The following is a 16,425-nucleotide window of genomic DNA, read 5'->3' as shown; positions in this document are numbered from 1 at the left end:
ACCCCCACCCCTCGCCGCCCCCGCCCCCACCCCCCCCCCCCCCCCCCCCCCCCCCCGCCGCCCCCCCCCCCCCCCCCCCCCCCCCCCTCCGGGCCGCCTCAGTAGACCTCGAGCTCGTAGATCCGCGCGGCCTGGTTCGTCGTCTGCGTCGGCGTCGTCACGTCGATGCGCACGTACCGCGCCGTGACGCTCACCGCGTGGACCGTCGTCGCCGCCGTGTTGTCGGTGACGGTCGCGACCGTGGTCCACGCGCTCCCGTCCGTCGACGTCTTGATGGTGAACGCCTTGGTGTTGAGGGTCGACGACTCACCGCCCATCGCCGCGTGCTTGACCACGACCTTGCTCAGCGGCCTGCTCGACCCGAGGTCGACCTGCAGCCACTTCGACGCCGCCAGCGAGCAGAACTTGTCGGAGGACCCGCCGGTCATGCTGCCGTTGACCGCCTTGTCCGGAGTTTCCGAGGTGGAGCACGGGGTCGATCCGGTCGCGGGGCGCTTCAGGGCTATGTTGGTCAGCGGGTTGACCACGGCCCAGTTGGTCGGCGTCGAGGACAGGGCGACGTCGAGGGTGCCCCCGGACTGGATGAAGCTCGACGCCACCTTCCAGTCGGTGTGCGCCGTGCCGCTCCTGGTGACGGACTGGATGTACTTGCCGCTGCCGGTGCCGTTGACCGTCAGCACCACACCGTTGGCGTTGGTGACGGTGGCGCTGGGGAACAGCGGGCTGGACAGGATCATGTCGCCGGACCCGGGCTTGTGCGGGAACAGCCCGAGGGCCGCCCACACGTACCAGGCGGACATGGTGCCGAGGTCGTCGTTGCCGGGCAGCCCGGAGGGACCGGTGGTGTACACCGTGTCGACGATCTGGCGCACCGTCTCCTGGGTCTTCCAGGGCTTGCCGAGCTCGTTGTAGATCCACGGCGCGTGGATGTCGGGCTCGTTGGTCGGGTCGTACTTCAGGGCACCGCCGCCCCGCACCAGCCAGTTGCCGTTGATGTCGTGGAAGAAGTCGTCGAGGCGGCCGGTGGCCGTCGACTTGCCGCCCATGACGGCCGCGAGGCCGGCGATGTCGTGCGGCACCATCCACGTGTACGCGGCGGCGCTGCCCTGGGCGAAACCGGTCTGGGTGGACGGGGTGAACCCGCTGACCCAGGAGCCGTCCAGGTTGCGCGCCTGCATGGAGCCGGTGGCCGGGTTGTAGACGTTCTTCCACCAGCCGGCCCGGTCGGCCATCACGGACGCCTCGGTGGTCCGGCCCAGGGCGGTGGCCCACTGGGCCAGCGAGAAGTCCGCGATCGAGTCCTCCATCGTCTCGGCGGCCCCGCCCCAGCAGTGGCAGACGTCGTTGGCCGCGTACTTCGACTGCATGTACTGCGCGAGGTTGGGGCGCTGGCCCACGCACTGGCCGGGGCAGCCCGCGTCGGACAGACCGTCCGTGTGCGGGACGGTGGCCTGGTTGTAGAGGGAGGTGAAGGCGCCGTCGTAGTCGAAGTTGCGCACGCCCATCGCGTAGAAGGTCGCCAGGGTCACCGCCGACGGATCGCCGGTCATCACGTGCGTGGCGCCGCTGACGTGGACCCAGCGGTCCCAGACGCCGTCGTTCTGCTTGGCGAAGTTGTACAGCGACTGTGCGAAGTCACCGGCCACCTTCGGCTCCAGGAGTGCGAGCAGCTGGATCTGGGCGCGGTACTGGTCCCAGCCGGAGAAGTTGCTGTACTGCGCCGTCTGACCGGTCGTCAGGGCGTGCGCGACCTGGTCCATGCCCCGGTACTGGCCGTCGGTGTCACTGATGATGTTGGGCTGCTGCAGGCTGTGGTAGAGCGCGGTGTAGAAGATCTTGCGCTGGTCGGTGGTGCCGCCGGTGATCTGGATGCGGCCGAGAGTCTTGTCCCACGCGGCCTTCGTCGCGGCGGCCACGCTGTCCACCGTGGTTCCGGCCGGCTGCTCGACCTGCAGGTTGCGCTCGGCTCCCGCCAGCGAGACGTACGAGATGCCGATCTTCATCGTCACCTGCGAGCCCGGGGCGAAGGTCACGTAGCCGCCGGAGCCCTTGCCGAGTCGGTCGGCGCCGGTCAGGTAGCCCTCGCCGCCGGTCTGGTAGGTGCCGCCGGCCTGAAGGGTCGCGTCCTTCCAGGTGCCGTTCCCGGTGAAGGGCTGGTCGAACTGCGCCGTGAAGTACAGCCGGTAGTACGACTTCTGGTTGTTGTTGGGCGTGCCGCCGTTGGCCCGGCGACCGCAGAACGCGCCGGTCAGCACCGAACCGGTCACCTTCCGGTTGGCCACGTCGATGCGGGTCTCGGCGTCCTCGCTGCCGTTGAGCGAGTTGGAGGTGCGGAAGAGCAGGCTGGCGGGCGTGCCCGTGGGAAAGCCGATCTTGCCGATCGTGGTGCGCGTGGTGGCGGCGAAGTCGGTCGTCGCCCCGTTGGCCAGGGTGAGCTTGTAACGGCCCGGCGTCGCGGACTCGTCGACGTGGCTGAAGTTGCTCGCGTAGACCGCGTCGGTGGTGTCCGCGGTCGGCGAGGAGGTGACGTCGCCGGTGTGCGGGAAGATCGGCAGGTCACCTGCCGCACCCGGGTGGCAGCCCGCGCCGTTGACGTGCGTGAGCGCGAACCCGCGCAGGCGGGTGGTGTTGTAGTCGTAGCCGTTGGCGGCGCCGGTGTTGGTCTGGTCACCACGGGTGCTGGTCGGGCTCCACGACATCATCCCGAACGGTGCCGTCGCGCCGGGGAAGGTGTTGCCTCCGCCACTGGACCCGATCAGCGGGTCCACCTGATCGGAGGGGGCGGCGACGGATATCTCCGCCTGAGCGGGCACCGCGAGCGCGCCGCCCAGGGCGAGGGTGGCGGCGAGGGCCGCCGCCACCGACCGGCACGCCCCTCGGGAACGCGCTGTGGCGGCGCGGAGCGGCAGAAGGCCGCGTGCGCGTGATTGAAGGGTGCTCACATCATTCTCCGGCAGGGTCAGGAGCATCAGCTGCGTTGATGGGATGCGGCGGGACGACCGTATCCGTAGACCCACGGCCTACGGATGGGGCGGGACGACCGCATCCGTAGGCCGCGCGGGCGGACCGTGCGGTCTTCAACCGGTCCGACAGGGCCATTCGTCGGGAGAGAACCCGCTGCGGCGCGGTCAAGCTAAATCATTTTGATGAACTTAGGCAAGACCCTGGAGATGCCCTCTTAACACGAGAGAAACCGGGGGCCCCGCGCGTCCCTCACGCACACACGGCCGCAGCCGCCCGTGATGCGAGCAGAGCGGTGCGAGCGGCGCCCAGCAGGCCGCCGTGCCGCCCGAGTGTGGACGGCGCCACGCTCAGTCGCCTCACGAAACCGAGGGCGGCCGACCGCTCGAGATGCGTGCGCAGCGGGTCGAAGAGCACCGGACCCGCCGCGGCCACGCCACCGCCGATCACCACGCGGTCCACGTCGCACAGCGTGGCGGTCACGATGATCCCGCGGGCCAGCGCCTCGGTACCCCGGTCGAACGCGGCCACCGCCACGGGGTCACCGCTCGCCGCGCTCGCCGCGAGCGCACGGGCGTCGGCGCCGATCCAGCCCCTCTGGCGGGCCCAGCGAACCATCGACGGACCGCTGGCGTAGGCCTCGACGCACCCGGTCGCCCCGCACACGCACGGCGGGCCCGTCGGGTTCACGACCGTGTGTCCGATGTGACCCGCGTTGCCGCTCGGGCCGGGGTAGGCGGCGCCGTCGAGTACGAGTCCGCCTCCCACTCCGGTGGACACCACGATGCCCAGCAGCGACCGGGCGCCGCGCCCGGCGCCGAGCCAGTGCTCGCCGAGTGCTGCGGCGATGGCATCGCCGACGAGGGTGACGGGAACGCCGGGAACGGTCTCGGCCACGAGGTCCACCAGCGGGAAGTCCCGCCAGCCGGGGATGTTCACCGGGCTGACCGTACCGCGCGCCGGGTCGACCGGCCCGGCACAGGCCACGCCGACCGCGCGGGGCGCCGCGTCGCCGACGATGCCGCCCAGCAGTCCGGTCAGCGCCATGCCGAGTTCAGGCTCGGCCGTCGGGGTCGGCACCTCGGCATGCCTATGGACATGGCCTTTCGCGTCCACCAGGCCGGCGCCGAGCTTGGTGCCTCCGATATCCACCGCGAGCACGAGATCCTGACTCATAAGGGGTCCTTTCTGTGGGGTCAGTCCGACAAGAGCGCCGACAGCTGCGGCGAGTAGGTGGAGTGCAGGACGAGTGCGGCGGCTCCGACGACGGCGGCGTCCGCACCCAGCGGGGAGAGCGTCACGTCGACGGCTCGGATGTGCCGGGACATGATCCTGGTGGCGACGGCCGACCGAACGGTGTCGACATAGAGGTCTTCGAGGTGCCGGATGCCGTGGCCGCCGAGGACGACGAGGTCCACATCCATCACGTTCACGACGTTGACGACGACCGAGGCGACGTAGCTCGCGGCCTCCTCGAGGACGCCGGTCGCCAGCGCGTCACCCTCGCTCGACGCCTCGCAGATCGCGGCGAAGTCAACCGAGTCCGGATCAGCACGGAACCGTCCGGCCAGCGCACTCGCGCCTCCCGCACTGAGCCTGCGGCAGGTCTCCGCCCGGATCGCGGCCGCGCTGACCAGCGTCTCCAGGCAACCCCGGTTGCCGCAATAGCACTCCAGGCCGCCCGGCAGCACCGTCGTGTGCCCGAACTCGCCGGCGTTGAAGGAACCACCCCGGTAGACCTGGTGGTTGAGGACGAGGCCGCCGCCGATGCCGGTGCCGAAGAACACGTACGCGAGGTTCGCCACGCCCCGGCCCGCGCCCGCCCACCGCTCGCCGACGGCGGCGGCGGTGGAGTCGTTGTCGAGCGTGACCGTCAACCCGGTGGCCTCGCTGAGCAGTTGCCGGATCGGCACCCGGGTCCAGTGGGCCAGCTGCGGCGGCGCGACCACCATGCCATGTTCCTGGTCGATCGGGCCAGGGCTGGCCAGCCCGATGCCCTGTACCCGCTCGCGCGGCACGTCGGCCTCCGCCAGGACGTCCTCCACCAGGTCGGCCATCGCCGTGAGGACCTCGGTCGGGTCCGCGCCCGGCGGTGTCGGGATCCGCTTGGTGACGAGGGGCCGTCCGAGCAGGTCCACCACCACGCAGGCCATCTCGGCCGGGTCCAGGTGCAGGCCGACCGCGCTGCCCGCGTCGGCGTTGATCCGCAGGGTCGTGCGGGGTTTGCCGCCGCTCTTGACCCGGCTCGCGCCGTCCTCGCGCACGATGCCCTCGTCGAGCAGTCTGCGGACGATGCCGGAGACGGTCTGCGGCGTGAGCCCGGTGTGCTTGGCGATGGCCACCCGGCTGATGCCGTCGGCGCGCTGGATCTCCTCGAGCACCACGGCCCGGTTGTACCGGCCTACCTTCGGCAGATTCGTGCCTGCTTGTCGCACGGAGGGTCCTCTCTGTCTACGTCCCTCGGGCATTCTGCCTCACCCTCGTTGACAAAGTAAATCAATTGGATTTACGGTCCGCCACACAGTCGAAACGCCACGGACACACAGCCCGCAGCCCTGGCAGGCAGACGACTGTGGCCCCTCAGCGGACCGGATACAGGAGAAGCCGATGTCACTGACAGCCCTCGTTTCCCGGAGCCCCGGATCCCCGGGGCCGCGCGACAGGAGTTCTCGGCCGTGAGCGCCCCGGTCCTGCTGGAGATGCGCGCGATCACCAAGACCTTCCCCGGCGTCACCGCGCTGGACGACGTCAACCTGGTGGTCCGTACCGGCGAGATCCATGCGATCTGCGGTGAGAACGGAGCGGGCAAGTCGACGCTGATGAAAGTGCTCAGCGGCGTGCACCCCTACGGAAGCTACGCCGGCGACATCCTCTACGAGGGCGCGGAGGTGCGGTTCGGAGACATCCGGGCCAGCGAGCGCGCGGGCATCGTCATCATCCACCAGGAGCTGGCCCTGGTGCCCGGCATGTCGATCACCGAGAACGTCTTCCTCGGCAACGAGCCGCGCAGGCGTGGCGCCATCGACTGGAAGCACGCGCGGCGGCGGGTTCTGGAACTGATGGCGCAGGTCGGTCTCAGGGAGGACCCGGACACCCTGGTCAAGGACATCGGCGTGGGCAAGCAGCAGCTGGTCGAGATCGCCAAGGCGTTCGCCAAAGACGTACGGCTGCTGATCCTGGACGAGCCGACCGCCGCGCTCAACGAAGACGACTCGCAGCACCTGCTCGACCTGCTGCGCGGGTTCAGGCGGCAGGGCATCACCTCGATCATCATCTCGCACAAGCTCAACGAGATCGAGGCCGTCGCCGACTCCGTCACGATCCTGCGCGACGGGCACACCATCGAGACCCTCGACGTCGCCGCGGACGGGGTCGACGAGGACCGCATCGTCCGGGGCATGGTGGGCCGCGAGCTGAGCAGCCGCTTCCCCGACCACACGCCGGACATCGGCGAGGTGTTCTTCGAGGTCCGCGACTGGACCGTGCGCCACCCGGTCTCCACCGAGCGCCTGGTGTGCAAGGGTTCGAGCTTCACCGTGCGCCGCGGCGAGGTCGTCGGGTTCGCGGGCCTGATGGGCGCGGGCCGCACGGAACTCGCCATGAGCCTGTTCGGACGGTCCTACGGCGTCTGGCAGGGCGGGCACGTGTACAAGGACGGCCGGGAGATCCACCTCAAGACCGTCACGGAGGCGATCCGGCACGGACTGGCCTACGTCAGCGAGGACCGGAAGGCGATCGGGCTGAACCTCCTCGACGACATCAAGACCTCGGTCGTCGCGGCCAAGCCGTCGAAGGTCGCCCGGCGCGGGATCGTCAACCAGGTCGCCGAGCACCGCGTCGCCGACCAGTACCGTCGCGACCTGCGGATCAAGACCCCGACCGTGAACGAGGGCGTCGCCAAGCTCTCGGGTGGCAACCAGCAGAAGGTCGTGCTGGCCAAGTGGATGTTCACCGATCCCGATCTGCTCATCCTCGACGAGCCGACCCGCGGCATCGACGTGGGTGCGAAGTACGAGATCTACGGGGTCATCCAGCGGCTCGCCGCCCAGGGCAAGGGCGTGGTCGTCATCTCCTCGGAGCTGCCGGAGCTCATCGGGCTGTGCGACCGGATCTACACGATGTTCGAGGGGACCGTCACGGGCGAGGTGCCGCGCGCCGACGCGGACCCGGAGCACCTCATGAAGCAGATGACCACTACGAAGAAGAAGTCGATGTCATGACCGGATTCCAGAACATCAAGAAGAGCCTGTTCGGGGGCACGGCCTCCGCCGGCCGCCAGTTCGGCATGATCTTCACGCTCGTGGCGATCACCCTGCTGTTCCAGGTGCTGACCGACGGCCTCACGCTCACGTCGGGGAACCTGATCGCGGTCGTCAGCCAGTATTCGTACATCCTGATCCTGGCCATCGGGATGCTGATGGTGATCGTCGCCGGGCACATCGACCTGTCGGTCGGCTCGGTCGCGGCGTTCGTCGGCATCATCGTCGCCAAGGCGATGCAGCTCTACGACCTGCCGTGGCCGCTGGCGATCCTGCTGGGACTGGTGTGCGGCGCGGTCATCGGAGCGTGGCAGGGGTTCTGGGTCGCCTACGTCGGCGTCCCGGCGTTCATCGTGACCCTGGCGGGCATGCTGCTCTTCCGGGGCGGCAACCAGCTGATCGGCAACGCCGACACCGTTCCCGTCCCGGAGGGCTTCCGCGCCATCGGTGCCGGCTACCTGCCGGAGGTCGGCCCCGCCACCGGGTACAACAACCTGACCCTGCTTCTCGGTCTCGCCGCCTGCATCGCCGTGGTGTGGCGTGAGGCCGGTGCCCGGCGCACCCGGGTGGAGATGGGCGCGGAGCCCGCCCCGCTGTGGAGCTTGGTCCTGCGTCTCGCGGTGATGGTGGGCGTCATCGTCTTCGCCACCCTGCGGTTCGCCGGCGGCCGCGTCGGCACCAGCTTCCCGGTGTCGGGCATCATCCTGGGCGTCCTGGTGATCGCCTACTCGTTCTACACGCGCAACGCCATCGGCGGCCGGCAGATCTACGCGGTCGGCGGCAACGCCCGCGCCGCCGAGCTGTCGGGCGTGAAGCTCCGGCGCGTCAACTTCTTCGTCATGACGAACATGTCGATCCTGGCCGCCCTGGCAGGCATGATCTTCGTGGCGCGATCGGCCGCCTCCGGCCCTCAGGACGGGCTGAGCTGGGAACTCGACGCCATCGCGGCGGTGTTCATCGGCGGTGCCGCGGTCTCGGGCGGCCTGGGCACCGTCAACGGCTCGATCGTCGGTGGCCTCGTCATGGCCCTGCTCAACAACGGCCTGCAGCTCATGGGCGTCGGCGCGGACCTGGTGCAGATCATCAAGGGCCTGGTCCTGCTGCTCGCGGTCGCCCTCGACGTCTACAACAAGGGCCAGGGCCGGTTCTCCGTACTCGATTCGATCACACGCCCGCTCCGCCGCCAGGGCCCCCGGTCGGCGACCGCCCCGACCGACCCGGTCCGCGAAGGCGAAAAGGCTTCGTCCGCAGTCTGACCGTCACCCTCGTTCGCCGCTCGACGCCAGCTCGAGCGGTAAGCCAAGAAAGGCAATCGAAGATGCGCAACATGCTCACCAAGGCCGTCACGGTCGCTGCCGCAGCCGCACTGGCACTCGCCGCCACCGCCTGCTCCTCCGAGCGCGAAGGGCAGACCGGCGGCAGCGCCCCCGCCGCCAAGGGCTTCGCGGCGGACAGCCTGATCGGCGTCGCGCTGCCGTCGAAGACCTCGGAGAACTGGGTGCTCGCCGGCGACCTGTTCACCAACGGGCTCAAGGACGCGGGCTTCAAGTCCGACGTGCAGTACGCGGGTTCGACCACCACCGTGGCCGACCAGCAGAACCAGATCTCGGCCATGGTCACCAAGGGCGCGAAGGTCATCGTCATCGGCGCCGCCGACGCCGCCCAGCTGTCCACCCAGGTGAAGCAGGCCAAGGAGTCCGGCGCGATCGTCATCGCCTACGACCGGCTCATCACCAATACCGAGGACGTCGACTACTACGTCGCCTTCGACAACTTCAAGGTCGGACAGCTCCAGGGCCGAGCGCTGATCGACGGCATGAAGGCCAAGAAGCCGAAGGGCCCGTGGAACGTCGAGCTCTTCTCCGGCTCGCCCGACGACAACAACTCGGCCGTGTTCTTCAACGGCGCGATGGACGTCCTCAAGCCGCTGATCGACAAGGGTGACATCGTTGTCGGATCCGGTCAGTCCAACGTCAAGCAGACCGCGATCCAGGGCTGGAAGGCCGAGGTCGCCCAGCAGCGCATGGACGGGCTGCTGACCGCGACCTACAGCCACGGCAAGACCCTCGACGGCGTGCTGTCGCCCAACGACACCCTCGCCCGCGCGATCCTCACCTCCGTCAAGGGCGCCGGCAAGCCCCTTCCGGTCGTGACCGGCCAGGACTCCGAGGTCGAGTCCGTGAAGTCCATTGTGGCCGGTGAGCAGTACTCCACCATCAACAAGGACACCCGCAAGCTCGTCGCGAAGGCCATCGAGATGGTCAAGGCGCTCCAGACCGGCAAGTCCCCCGAGATCAACGACTCCAAGACCTACGACAACGGCGCCAAGGTGGTCCCGGCCTACCTGCTCCCGCCCGTCATCGTCACCAAGGCCAACGCGGCGGAGGCCTACGCCAACGACCCCAAGCTCGCCCCGCTCACCAAGTAGACGGCCCTTCTCGCGCGCCCCTCGGCCATGCCGCGGGGCGCGCGACCGCTCTCCCGGAGGACACTCGTGCGCGAGCTGCTGCGCCTGAACAACCCGATCCGCCCCTACGACTGGGGCTCGCACACCGTACTGGCCGACCTCCTCGGCCGCCCGGCCACCGGCGGCCCGCAGGCCGAACTGTGGATCGGCGCGCACCCGACCGCCCCCTCCCGGCTGCCCGACGGCAGCTCCCTCCTCGACCACATCACCGACGCGCCGGAGCCGATGCTCGGTCCGGGCGAGGACCGGCTGCCGTTCCTCCTCAAGGTCCTCGCGGTCGAACACCCGCTGTCCCTCCAGGTCCACCCCGACGAGGAGCAAGCCCGCGAAGGCTACGCAGCGGGCCGCGGATACCAGGACGCCTGGCCCAAACCGGAACTCGTCTACGCCCTCACCCGGTTCGAGGCCCTGTGCGGATTCGCCGACCCGGAACACGCCGCGGCCCTCCTCACCTCCGCACGAGGCGAACGTCTGGGACACGTGGCCGACGCACTCCTCACCGGCGGTCCGCGCGCCGCGGTCACGACCCTGACCACCTGGCCCGAGCACGACCGCCGCGCCCTCGTCGCCGAGGTCGGCGCAAGCACCACCCCCGGCCTCACCTGGCCCCGGCGGCTGGCCGAGCAGCACCCCGCCGACCCGGGCGCGGTCATCGCGATCCTGATGAACCACGTGACCCTGTCCCCCGGCCAAGCCCTCTTCGCCCGTCCCCGCACCCTCCACGCCTACCTCCACGGAACCGGCGTGGAGATCATGGCCAATTCCGACAACGTCGTGCGCGGCGGCCTCACCACCAAGCCGGTCGACGTCGCCGAGCTGGAGGCGATCACCGACTTCGCCCCGTCGCTCCCCGAACCGATCGCGCCCGTCCCCCTCGCCAACGGCGAAGTCTCCTTCCCCGCGCCGACGCCCCACTTCCGCCTCACCCGGCTCCAACCTTCAGGCGCCCCCGTGGAGATCTCCGTCCCGGGCCCGTCCGCCCTACTCTGCCTGGACGGCGACCTCACCGTCACCCGGGGCCCGGTCACGGAGCATCTCCGTCGCGGCGACTCGGTCTTCCTGCCCCATGCGGGCGGTCCTGCGCGCGTCACCGGCCACGGCCTCGCTTTCCGCGCCGCGCTCCCTCGCTGATCCGTGAGCTGCGGAAGCAATGTCCGAGAAGCGACAGCGATACGCGCCCCTCACGCAGTCGCGTCGGCAGCCGCAGGAAGAGTGGTCATCCACCCACTCCTAGCCCGACTCGGGGATAAAACGCAGTTCAGCGCGGGTTGCGCCGGGCTTTGAGCGGGGTCGTGGGGAGTCCCGGGGCGGGCAGGGGGCGCCGGGGTAACCCCTCACCTTGCCGAAGCGGTCGCCGGTCATCCAGTCCTCTCCCGCTTGGCGGATCTCTTCGTCCGTGCGGCCGATGAGGTTCCACCACAACACGGCCCGCTCGATGACGGACCCAGCACTGAGTGCGGTACGAGGGCTGCGCGCCGACGCCAAGGGACCTCGAGCACACACCAAGATCCGGACCGTTCCCGGACCGCCTCGCTCTTTGGGAGCGTCAACGGCAACATCTCCGCAGGCTGGCGCCTCACCACTCCTGTACCACCAGCAGACGAAGAACCTGCTGTTCTCTCAAAGCCGGAAATCAGGCGGCTTCCCAGAGGCCGGCATCCAAGATCCGGGCGGCCTTGGTGATGCTCCCGGGCATCAGGTGCCGGTAGGTGCGGTACGTCTCCTCGATGGACCTGTGCCCCATCCACTCCGCCACGTCGGTAATGGGGATCCCGTTCCCGAGAGCGTTCGAGGCGAAGTAGTGCCGGAAGCCGTACATCCCGATGCCTTCTTCCGGCGGGAGATCCGCAAAGAGCCTCTTCACCCGCCGCCGCTCCATGCCCTCGGTGAAGTAGCCGCCCAGGCCGCGCAGCAGATAACCGTCCTGCGTGGTGCCGTGCTTGGCCGCGTAGCGTTCGATCGCCTCCCGCACCGACCGGGGCAGCGGCACCTCCCGGAACTCCCCCGCCTTACGGTGCTTCAGCTTCGCCGGCCTCAGCGTGTTCGAGTGGATCTGCTCCCGCACCCGGTACACGTCCTGCGCCACCACGTTGTGGACGTTCACCGCCCGCGCCTCGCCGTTGCGCAGGCCGCAGCCCGCCATCATGACGATCTCCAGCGCCAGGTCCTCGTCGGCGACCGTCAGCGCCTTCGTCACGTAGCCGAGGGAGGGAATGGCGACCGTTCCCCGCACGTATTCGGGCTCCTGCACCCCCTGTACCGGGTCGTCCGCCATCGCTCCCTTGGCATAGGCGTCCCGCAGGATCGTCTTCAGGATCCGGAAGATGTTCACCTGGTTGCCCCGGCCGACCCCGTCCCTCTCCATCTCGTCCAGGAACCGCTCGACCACCATCGGGGTGACCGAGTTCAGCTTCCGCGCTCCCAGGCGCGGGACGATGTGCACGTTGATCGAGCTGTCGACGTGCTCGCCCGTGGAGTAGTCCGTCATCCTGCGCTGCCTCGGCCGCCACTGCCTGGCGTACTCCTCCACCGTCAGCTGACCCAGCTCCCGGCGGGCCGCCGCCACCGACGGCGCCGTGGTCTTCTTCTCCGCATACAACTGCGTGAGGCGTTCGATCGCGTCATCCTGCGTCGCGTACCCGGACTCCTCGCGCTGCCTGCCCAGCGCGTCACGGAAACGGATCGAGTACGGGTGAGGGCAGCGGGTGGGCTTGGCGCAGCCGCAGTCCTTGAAGAAGGACCCCATGCCGCGGGCGAGCTGTCGGGCCATGTCGCGCACCATCCGTTCCAGCCCAAGGATCATGCTCAGGCGCCGTGCTGCAGATCGAGGGTCAGCAAGCAAGGACAGCATGCGGACGCATGCTGACCGTTTGCTGACCTGAGGGGGGCACATGATGCCCCTGACCTGCGGCGACGCCAAATAGTCAGATCTTGGACTTGAACATGGTGCGCAGCATGTTGGACTCCTGGAAGACGGCTCCCTGCCTGCTTTGTGCAGGTCAAGGGCGCCCTCGACCTTACACCGGCACCCCCGTCCGATGGTTGTGAGGAACATCGCTCCGCTCGGGCTGGACGGCTTCCCACCTGGGCTTTCCCTAAGTACCGGCGCCGGTTGGGAACCACTGCCCCGGAACGCTCGGGAACTCATGCTGACTTGCCTGATGGTCCATCAGGCAAGCGGGTGACCTCTCGGCAGCGTGGAACTCGCGAGCGAGACGGGGCCAAGGCGTCGACCTCGGCCCACCCGGGCCGAGGTCCAGGGCACGCGCCCCTGCGCACTTGCATGCGCCGCTCCTCTCCCTTCCGTACGGTCCAGCCCTATGGCGAACCGCCCGCGCACATCGTGAAGGGAGAGCTGTTGAAGCCGACCGAGGAAGTGCTCCAGGCCCTGACCCAGCCGTCGAACGTCTCCGTCCACTCCGACGTGGCGCTCGTCGGGAAGGTGGAAGCCGCCATCGCGGCGGACGACAAGAAGCGGGAGGAGAACGAGGACGAGCCGCTCCGTCGGAAGCCCTACCTCGCCCCGATCCCACAGACGGAGCTGCCCGGCAGTTCGAAGTGCCCCTCTGGGACGTGCTCCACACCCTCGCCCGAGCCACGGCCCTGTCGTGGCGTGGTGCGGGCCGGGGGCTGGCGGAGCACTGAGGCGCGCTGAAGTACACCCAGGCCCTGGCCGGCGGTCGCGACTCCTTCCTCGGCCTCACCGACGAGGGCCACCGCATCGCGGACCACTACGAGTCGCTGCAGTCCGGCGAGCTCGGCATCGGCTTCGCCCTCACGCTCGCCGAGCACATGCTGGGCAGCCGCTTCCCCGACCATTCGGTGACCATCGTCCCCGCCGACACGGCGTTACGCGCGGGCTGGGCCCTCACCAGCAGGGACAAGGGCGAGAAGGTGAAGTACCGCTATCGCCCCCAGTACTTCGCCGAGGTCTGGCGGCCGGGCGAGCCGTCCCTCGTCATCCCCCTGGCCTGCAAGGGCAACCACAGCGACTCCGCCACCTCCGCCGAGCAGTTGGCCTCCGCCTCGGCCCACGCCGAAGCGGTCCGCATCGGCGCGTGGAACGAGCCCCCCGGCCTGCTGTTCAGCACGCAGCTCCCGACGGACGGCGGCACGATGACCGTCCACGTCCTCCAGGCACCCGGCAGTGACGGCCGGCTGTCCCCGGCGGAAGGCCGGGAGGCGAGCGTGATGCCGGACATCCACCCGCCGACCAAGGGCCTGGTGGCACCGGAGCCCGTACGGGGCTGCCCCGTGCGGCCGAAGGACTACGCCTGGTTCCAGGAGTCCCTGGCCCACACAACCGCGGCTAGCCTCATGGCGTTCACCGGCTCTGGCCACGTCACCGCCCGCCACCTGACCGACCGGCAGGGCCGCAAACGCTTCACCGGTCTCGAACATGCGGCCAGCATGAGCATCCAGGACGCCGCCCACACCCTTTTCGGCAACGATTATGTCGGCACCGACCACGTCTTCCACCTCAACGGCCCTCGCGTCGAGGCGTTCTCCGGCGTGGACGAGGAGATCTTCCGACTCCTCGTCAGGGGCGACGTCGAGGAATACCGCACCCTCGTCCACGCAAGCCGTCGCGTCCACCCCCCTCACCTTCGACAAGGACTGGGGCGGCCCCGCCTCCGTCCACGCCGACGGCTCCGTCTTCGCCCTGCGACTGCTGTCGGGGCAGGACGAGGACCCCTGCGCGTGCCCGTCTCACTGACGCACCTCTGAGACAACACACCTGTCCGGACGGCCTCTGGGCGCACGACCGAATCGCCTGACGGCCAGGAGCGTGGCCCTCGACCCGAATCACTGCCCGAAGAGACCTATGCTTCTGCTGCCCAGCAGCTCCAACGTCTCTTCCCACTGGAAAGGGTCCGCTCCCCCACCCGCCTTCGGCCGGTGCGGCTCGTACGACCCGACCATCACACCCATCTCCCGCAGCTGGTCCAGACTCCGTCCGTACGCCGAATGGGCGGCCATGGCGGCGTTCATGCACGGCAGGACGACCGTCGGGATGCCCATCCCGTACGCCTCGCACAGGATGCCCAGCGCCGTCGCCGACCTCCACCAACAGGGCTGAGTCCACGGCGATCTCCAGCCCGAACACACGATCCACACGAAGACCGGCGTCCAGCTCATCGACTGCATGTGGGCCGCGTCCCTCGCCCTTGCCCCGTCCTGGACCTTCCGCGACGGCCTCCCCACTTCTTGGCTCCCGAACTGGCCCCGGCCATCGAAGTCGGCCACCGCCCGGTCAAGGTCACACCAGCCGCCCAGGTCCACACTCTCGCCGCCACCCTCCGGCATGCCGCCACCGGGACCTGACCCTTCGGATACGCCGGCTGCAAGGGGCCCGAGCACCCGCCGCTTGGCCTTCGGGTCCGTGAGCTGATCGCCAGTCGTCGACTACCGCTCACGGTCACCTCGCAGCAACCCGACTTCCTGGCCGTCCTGCGGATCGCCCTGACCAGCGCGTCCCAGGAACGCCCTACGGCCCTTCGCCTCGCGACACTCCTGGAGGGCGTCCCGTCTCCGGGGTGACGGTGAAGAGGTCGATCAAGCCGCTGCTATGCACCTCGGCCTGTCGCCAGTCACCTCGGATGGCCGATTTTCATTGAACGGTCATGTACCTGGCAGTACGAGGCTAAAGTCGTCGCCCTGACGACACCTGCCCCGCCCCAGGGGTGTCTTCAAAGGTGGGCGGGTGATGAGGGATCATGCCTGTCGTGGTGCGTCGTCATGAGCTTTCGGGTGCCGAGTGGGCTGTGCTGTCACGGTTGCTGCCGAGTTCGGGGACCGCGGGACGGCCTCGTTCGGACGACCGGGTGGTGCTGAACGGGATCGTGTGGAAGCTGCGGACCGGATCGGCCTGGCGCGATGTGCCGGAACGCTACGGCTCCTGGCAGACCCTGTACACGCGTTTTCGCAGGTGGGCCCTGGACGGTACGTTCTCGCGCATGCTGCGGGCCCCCCAGGCGGAGAAGGACACGGCCGGGGACATCCAGTGGCTGGTGTCGGTCGACTCCACCATCGTGCGGGCCCACCAGCACGCCGCCGGCGGCAAAAGAGGGCGGTCGACCGGGACGAAGCGGGTGATCACGCCCTCGGCCGATCCCGCGGCGGACTGAGCACCAAAGTCCACCTGGCCTGCGACGGGCTCGGTCGCCCTCTCGGTTTCGTGCTGTCGGGCGGCAACACCAACGACTGCACCCGCTTCGAGCAGGTGATGGGCTCGATCAGCGTGCCCCGGGTCGGGGCCGGGCGTCCGCGGACCCGGCCCGACCATGTGGTCGCGGACAAGGGCTGCAGCTCTCGGAAGATCCGTTCCTACCTGCGCAGGCGCGGCATCGGGCACACCATCCCCGAACGCGCCGATCAGGTCCTCGGCCGGTTGAACCGCGGCACACGCGGCGGCCGTCCACCCCGCTTCGACCGGGGTGTCTACCGCCGCCGCAACGTTGTCGAACGCTGCTTCCACCGCCTCAAGCAGTGGCGCGGGCTGGCCACCCGCTACGACAAGACCCGCGAGTCCTACCAGGCCGCCGTCACCATCGTCTCGATAGCTCGCGCCGCTGTTCGGTATCTCGCCCGCCACGGTCTGCCGGGTCATCCAGCGGCTCCGGCCGCTGCCGGCGCTCGAACGGGCTCCGCGGCCGGTCGCGGACACCGACCGGTTGTGGAGCGTGGACGGCACCCTGATCCCGGCCCGCGACCGCAAGGCCGGCGCCTCGTCCCGCA

General features: G+C 69.4%; 10 protein-coding genes and 3 pseudogenes. 8 read left to right on the top strand and 5 right to left on the bottom strand.

Annotation, left to right across the window (positions count from 1 at the left end; all coding sequences use genetic code 11):
- Nucleotides 1-98: 98 nt before the first annotated feature.
- The 3 genes from ACIGW4_RS14025 to ACIGW4_RS14015 all read right to left on the bottom strand — a co-directional run bounded on the left by ACIGW4_RS14025 (nt 99) and on the right by ACIGW4_RS14015 (nt 5,345).
- Nucleotides 99-2,969 (bottom strand): GH92 family glycosyl hydrolase, encoded by a 2,871-nt coding sequence (locus ACIGW4_RS14025; RefSeq protein ID WP_399580412.1) that lies wholly within the window; start codon nt 2,967-2,969, stop codon nt 99-101.
- 244 nt (nt 2,970-3,213) lie between these two features.
- Nucleotides 3,214-4,137 carry an ROK family protein gene (locus ACIGW4_RS14020; protein WP_399580410.1) on the bottom strand — a complete coding sequence of 308 codons (924 nt, stop codon included), beginning with the start codon at nt 4,135-4,137 and terminating at the stop codon, nt 3,214-3,216.
- A gap of 20 nt (nt 4,138-4,157) precedes the next feature.
- Nucleotides 4,158-5,345, bottom strand: coding sequence for an ROK family transcriptional regulator (locus tag ACIGW4_RS14015; RefSeq protein ID WP_399580407.1), 1,188 nt, complete (start codon nt 5,343-5,345; stop codon nt 4,158-4,160).
- A gap of 315 nt (nt 5,346-5,660) precedes the next feature.
- Here ACIGW4_RS14015 and mmsA point away from each other — a divergent pair, with 315 nt between their 5' ends.
- The 4 genes from mmsA to manA all read left to right on the top strand — a co-directional run bounded on the left by mmsA (nt 5,661) and on the right by manA (nt 10,818).
- A complete protein-coding gene (gene mmsA, locus ACIGW4_RS14010; RefSeq protein ID WP_399580843.1) occupies nt 5,661-7,181 on the top strand; it encodes a multiple monosaccharide ABC transporter ATP-binding protein in 1,521 nt (506 codons plus the stop codon).
- On the top strand, nt 7,178-8,476 hold the full coding sequence (gene mmsB, locus ACIGW4_RS14005) for a multiple monosaccharide ABC transporter permease (protein WP_399580405.1): 1,299 nt from the start codon (nt 7,178-7,180) through the stop codon (nt 8,474-8,476). Before mmsA ends, mmsB begins: the two co-directional genes overlap by 4 nt.
- A gap of 62 nt (nt 8,477-8,538) precedes the next feature.
- Nucleotides 8,539-9,648, top strand: coding sequence for a substrate-binding domain-containing protein (locus tag ACIGW4_RS14000; protein ID WP_399580403.1), 1,110 nt, complete (start codon nt 8,539-8,541; stop codon nt 9,646-9,648).
- Nucleotides 9,649-9,714: 66 nt separating this feature from the next.
- Nucleotides 9,715-10,818: a mannose-6-phosphate isomerase, class I gene (gene manA / locus ACIGW4_RS13995; RefSeq protein ID WP_399580400.1), complete on the top strand. Its 1,104-nt coding sequence runs from the start codon at nt 9,715-9,717 to the stop codon at nt 10,816-10,818.
- Nucleotides 10,819-11,320: 502 nt separating this feature from the next.
- Here the strand turns inward: manA and ACIGW4_RS13990 are convergent.
- Complete coding sequence (locus ACIGW4_RS13990; protein WP_399580398.1) at nt 11,321-12,457, bottom strand: tyrosine-type recombinase/integrase; 1,137 nt, start codon at nt 12,455-12,457, stop codon at nt 11,321-11,323.
- 588 nt (nt 12,458-13,045) lie between these two features.
- Between ACIGW4_RS13990 and ACIGW4_RS13985 the strand changes: the two genes are divergently transcribed.
- On the top strand, nt 13,046-13,342 hold the full coding sequence (locus ACIGW4_RS13985) for a hypothetical protein (protein ID WP_399580396.1): 297 nt from the start codon (nt 13,046-13,048) through the stop codon (nt 13,340-13,342).
- Between the two features lie 137 nt (nt 13,343-13,479).
- Nucleotides 13,480-14,415 (top strand): hypothetical protein, encoded by a 936-nt coding sequence (locus ACIGW4_RS13980; RefSeq protein WP_399580394.1) that lies wholly within the window; start codon nt 13,480-13,482, stop codon nt 14,413-14,415.
- 78 nt (nt 14,416-14,493) lie between these two features.
- Here the strand turns inward: ACIGW4_RS13980 and ACIGW4_RS13975 are convergent.
- Nucleotides 14,494-14,739, bottom strand: a pseudogene (locus ACIGW4_RS13975) (flavoprotein); the annotation flags it as partial.
- A gap of 665 nt (nt 14,740-15,404) precedes the next feature.
- On the opposite strand from ACIGW4_RS13975, the pseudogene ACIGW4_RS13970 reads away from it, so the two are divergent.
- A pseudogene (locus ACIGW4_RS13970) lies at nt 15,405-16,249 on the top strand (IS5 family transposase); the annotation flags it as partial.
- Between the two features lies 1 nt (nt 16,250).
- A pseudogene (locus tag ACIGW4_RS13965) lies at nt 16,251-16,425 on the top strand (IS5/IS1182 family transposase); the annotation flags it as partial.

The organism is Streptomyces sp. NPDC053513 (assembly GCF_044544765.1).
GTDB classification, from domain to species: Bacteria; Actinomycetota; Actinomycetes; order Streptomycetales; family Streptomycetaceae; genus Streptomyces; species Streptomyces litmocidini.
The sequence above is the reverse complement of the archived record's forward strand: the minus strand, read 5'-3'. Positions and strand labels throughout refer to the sequence as shown.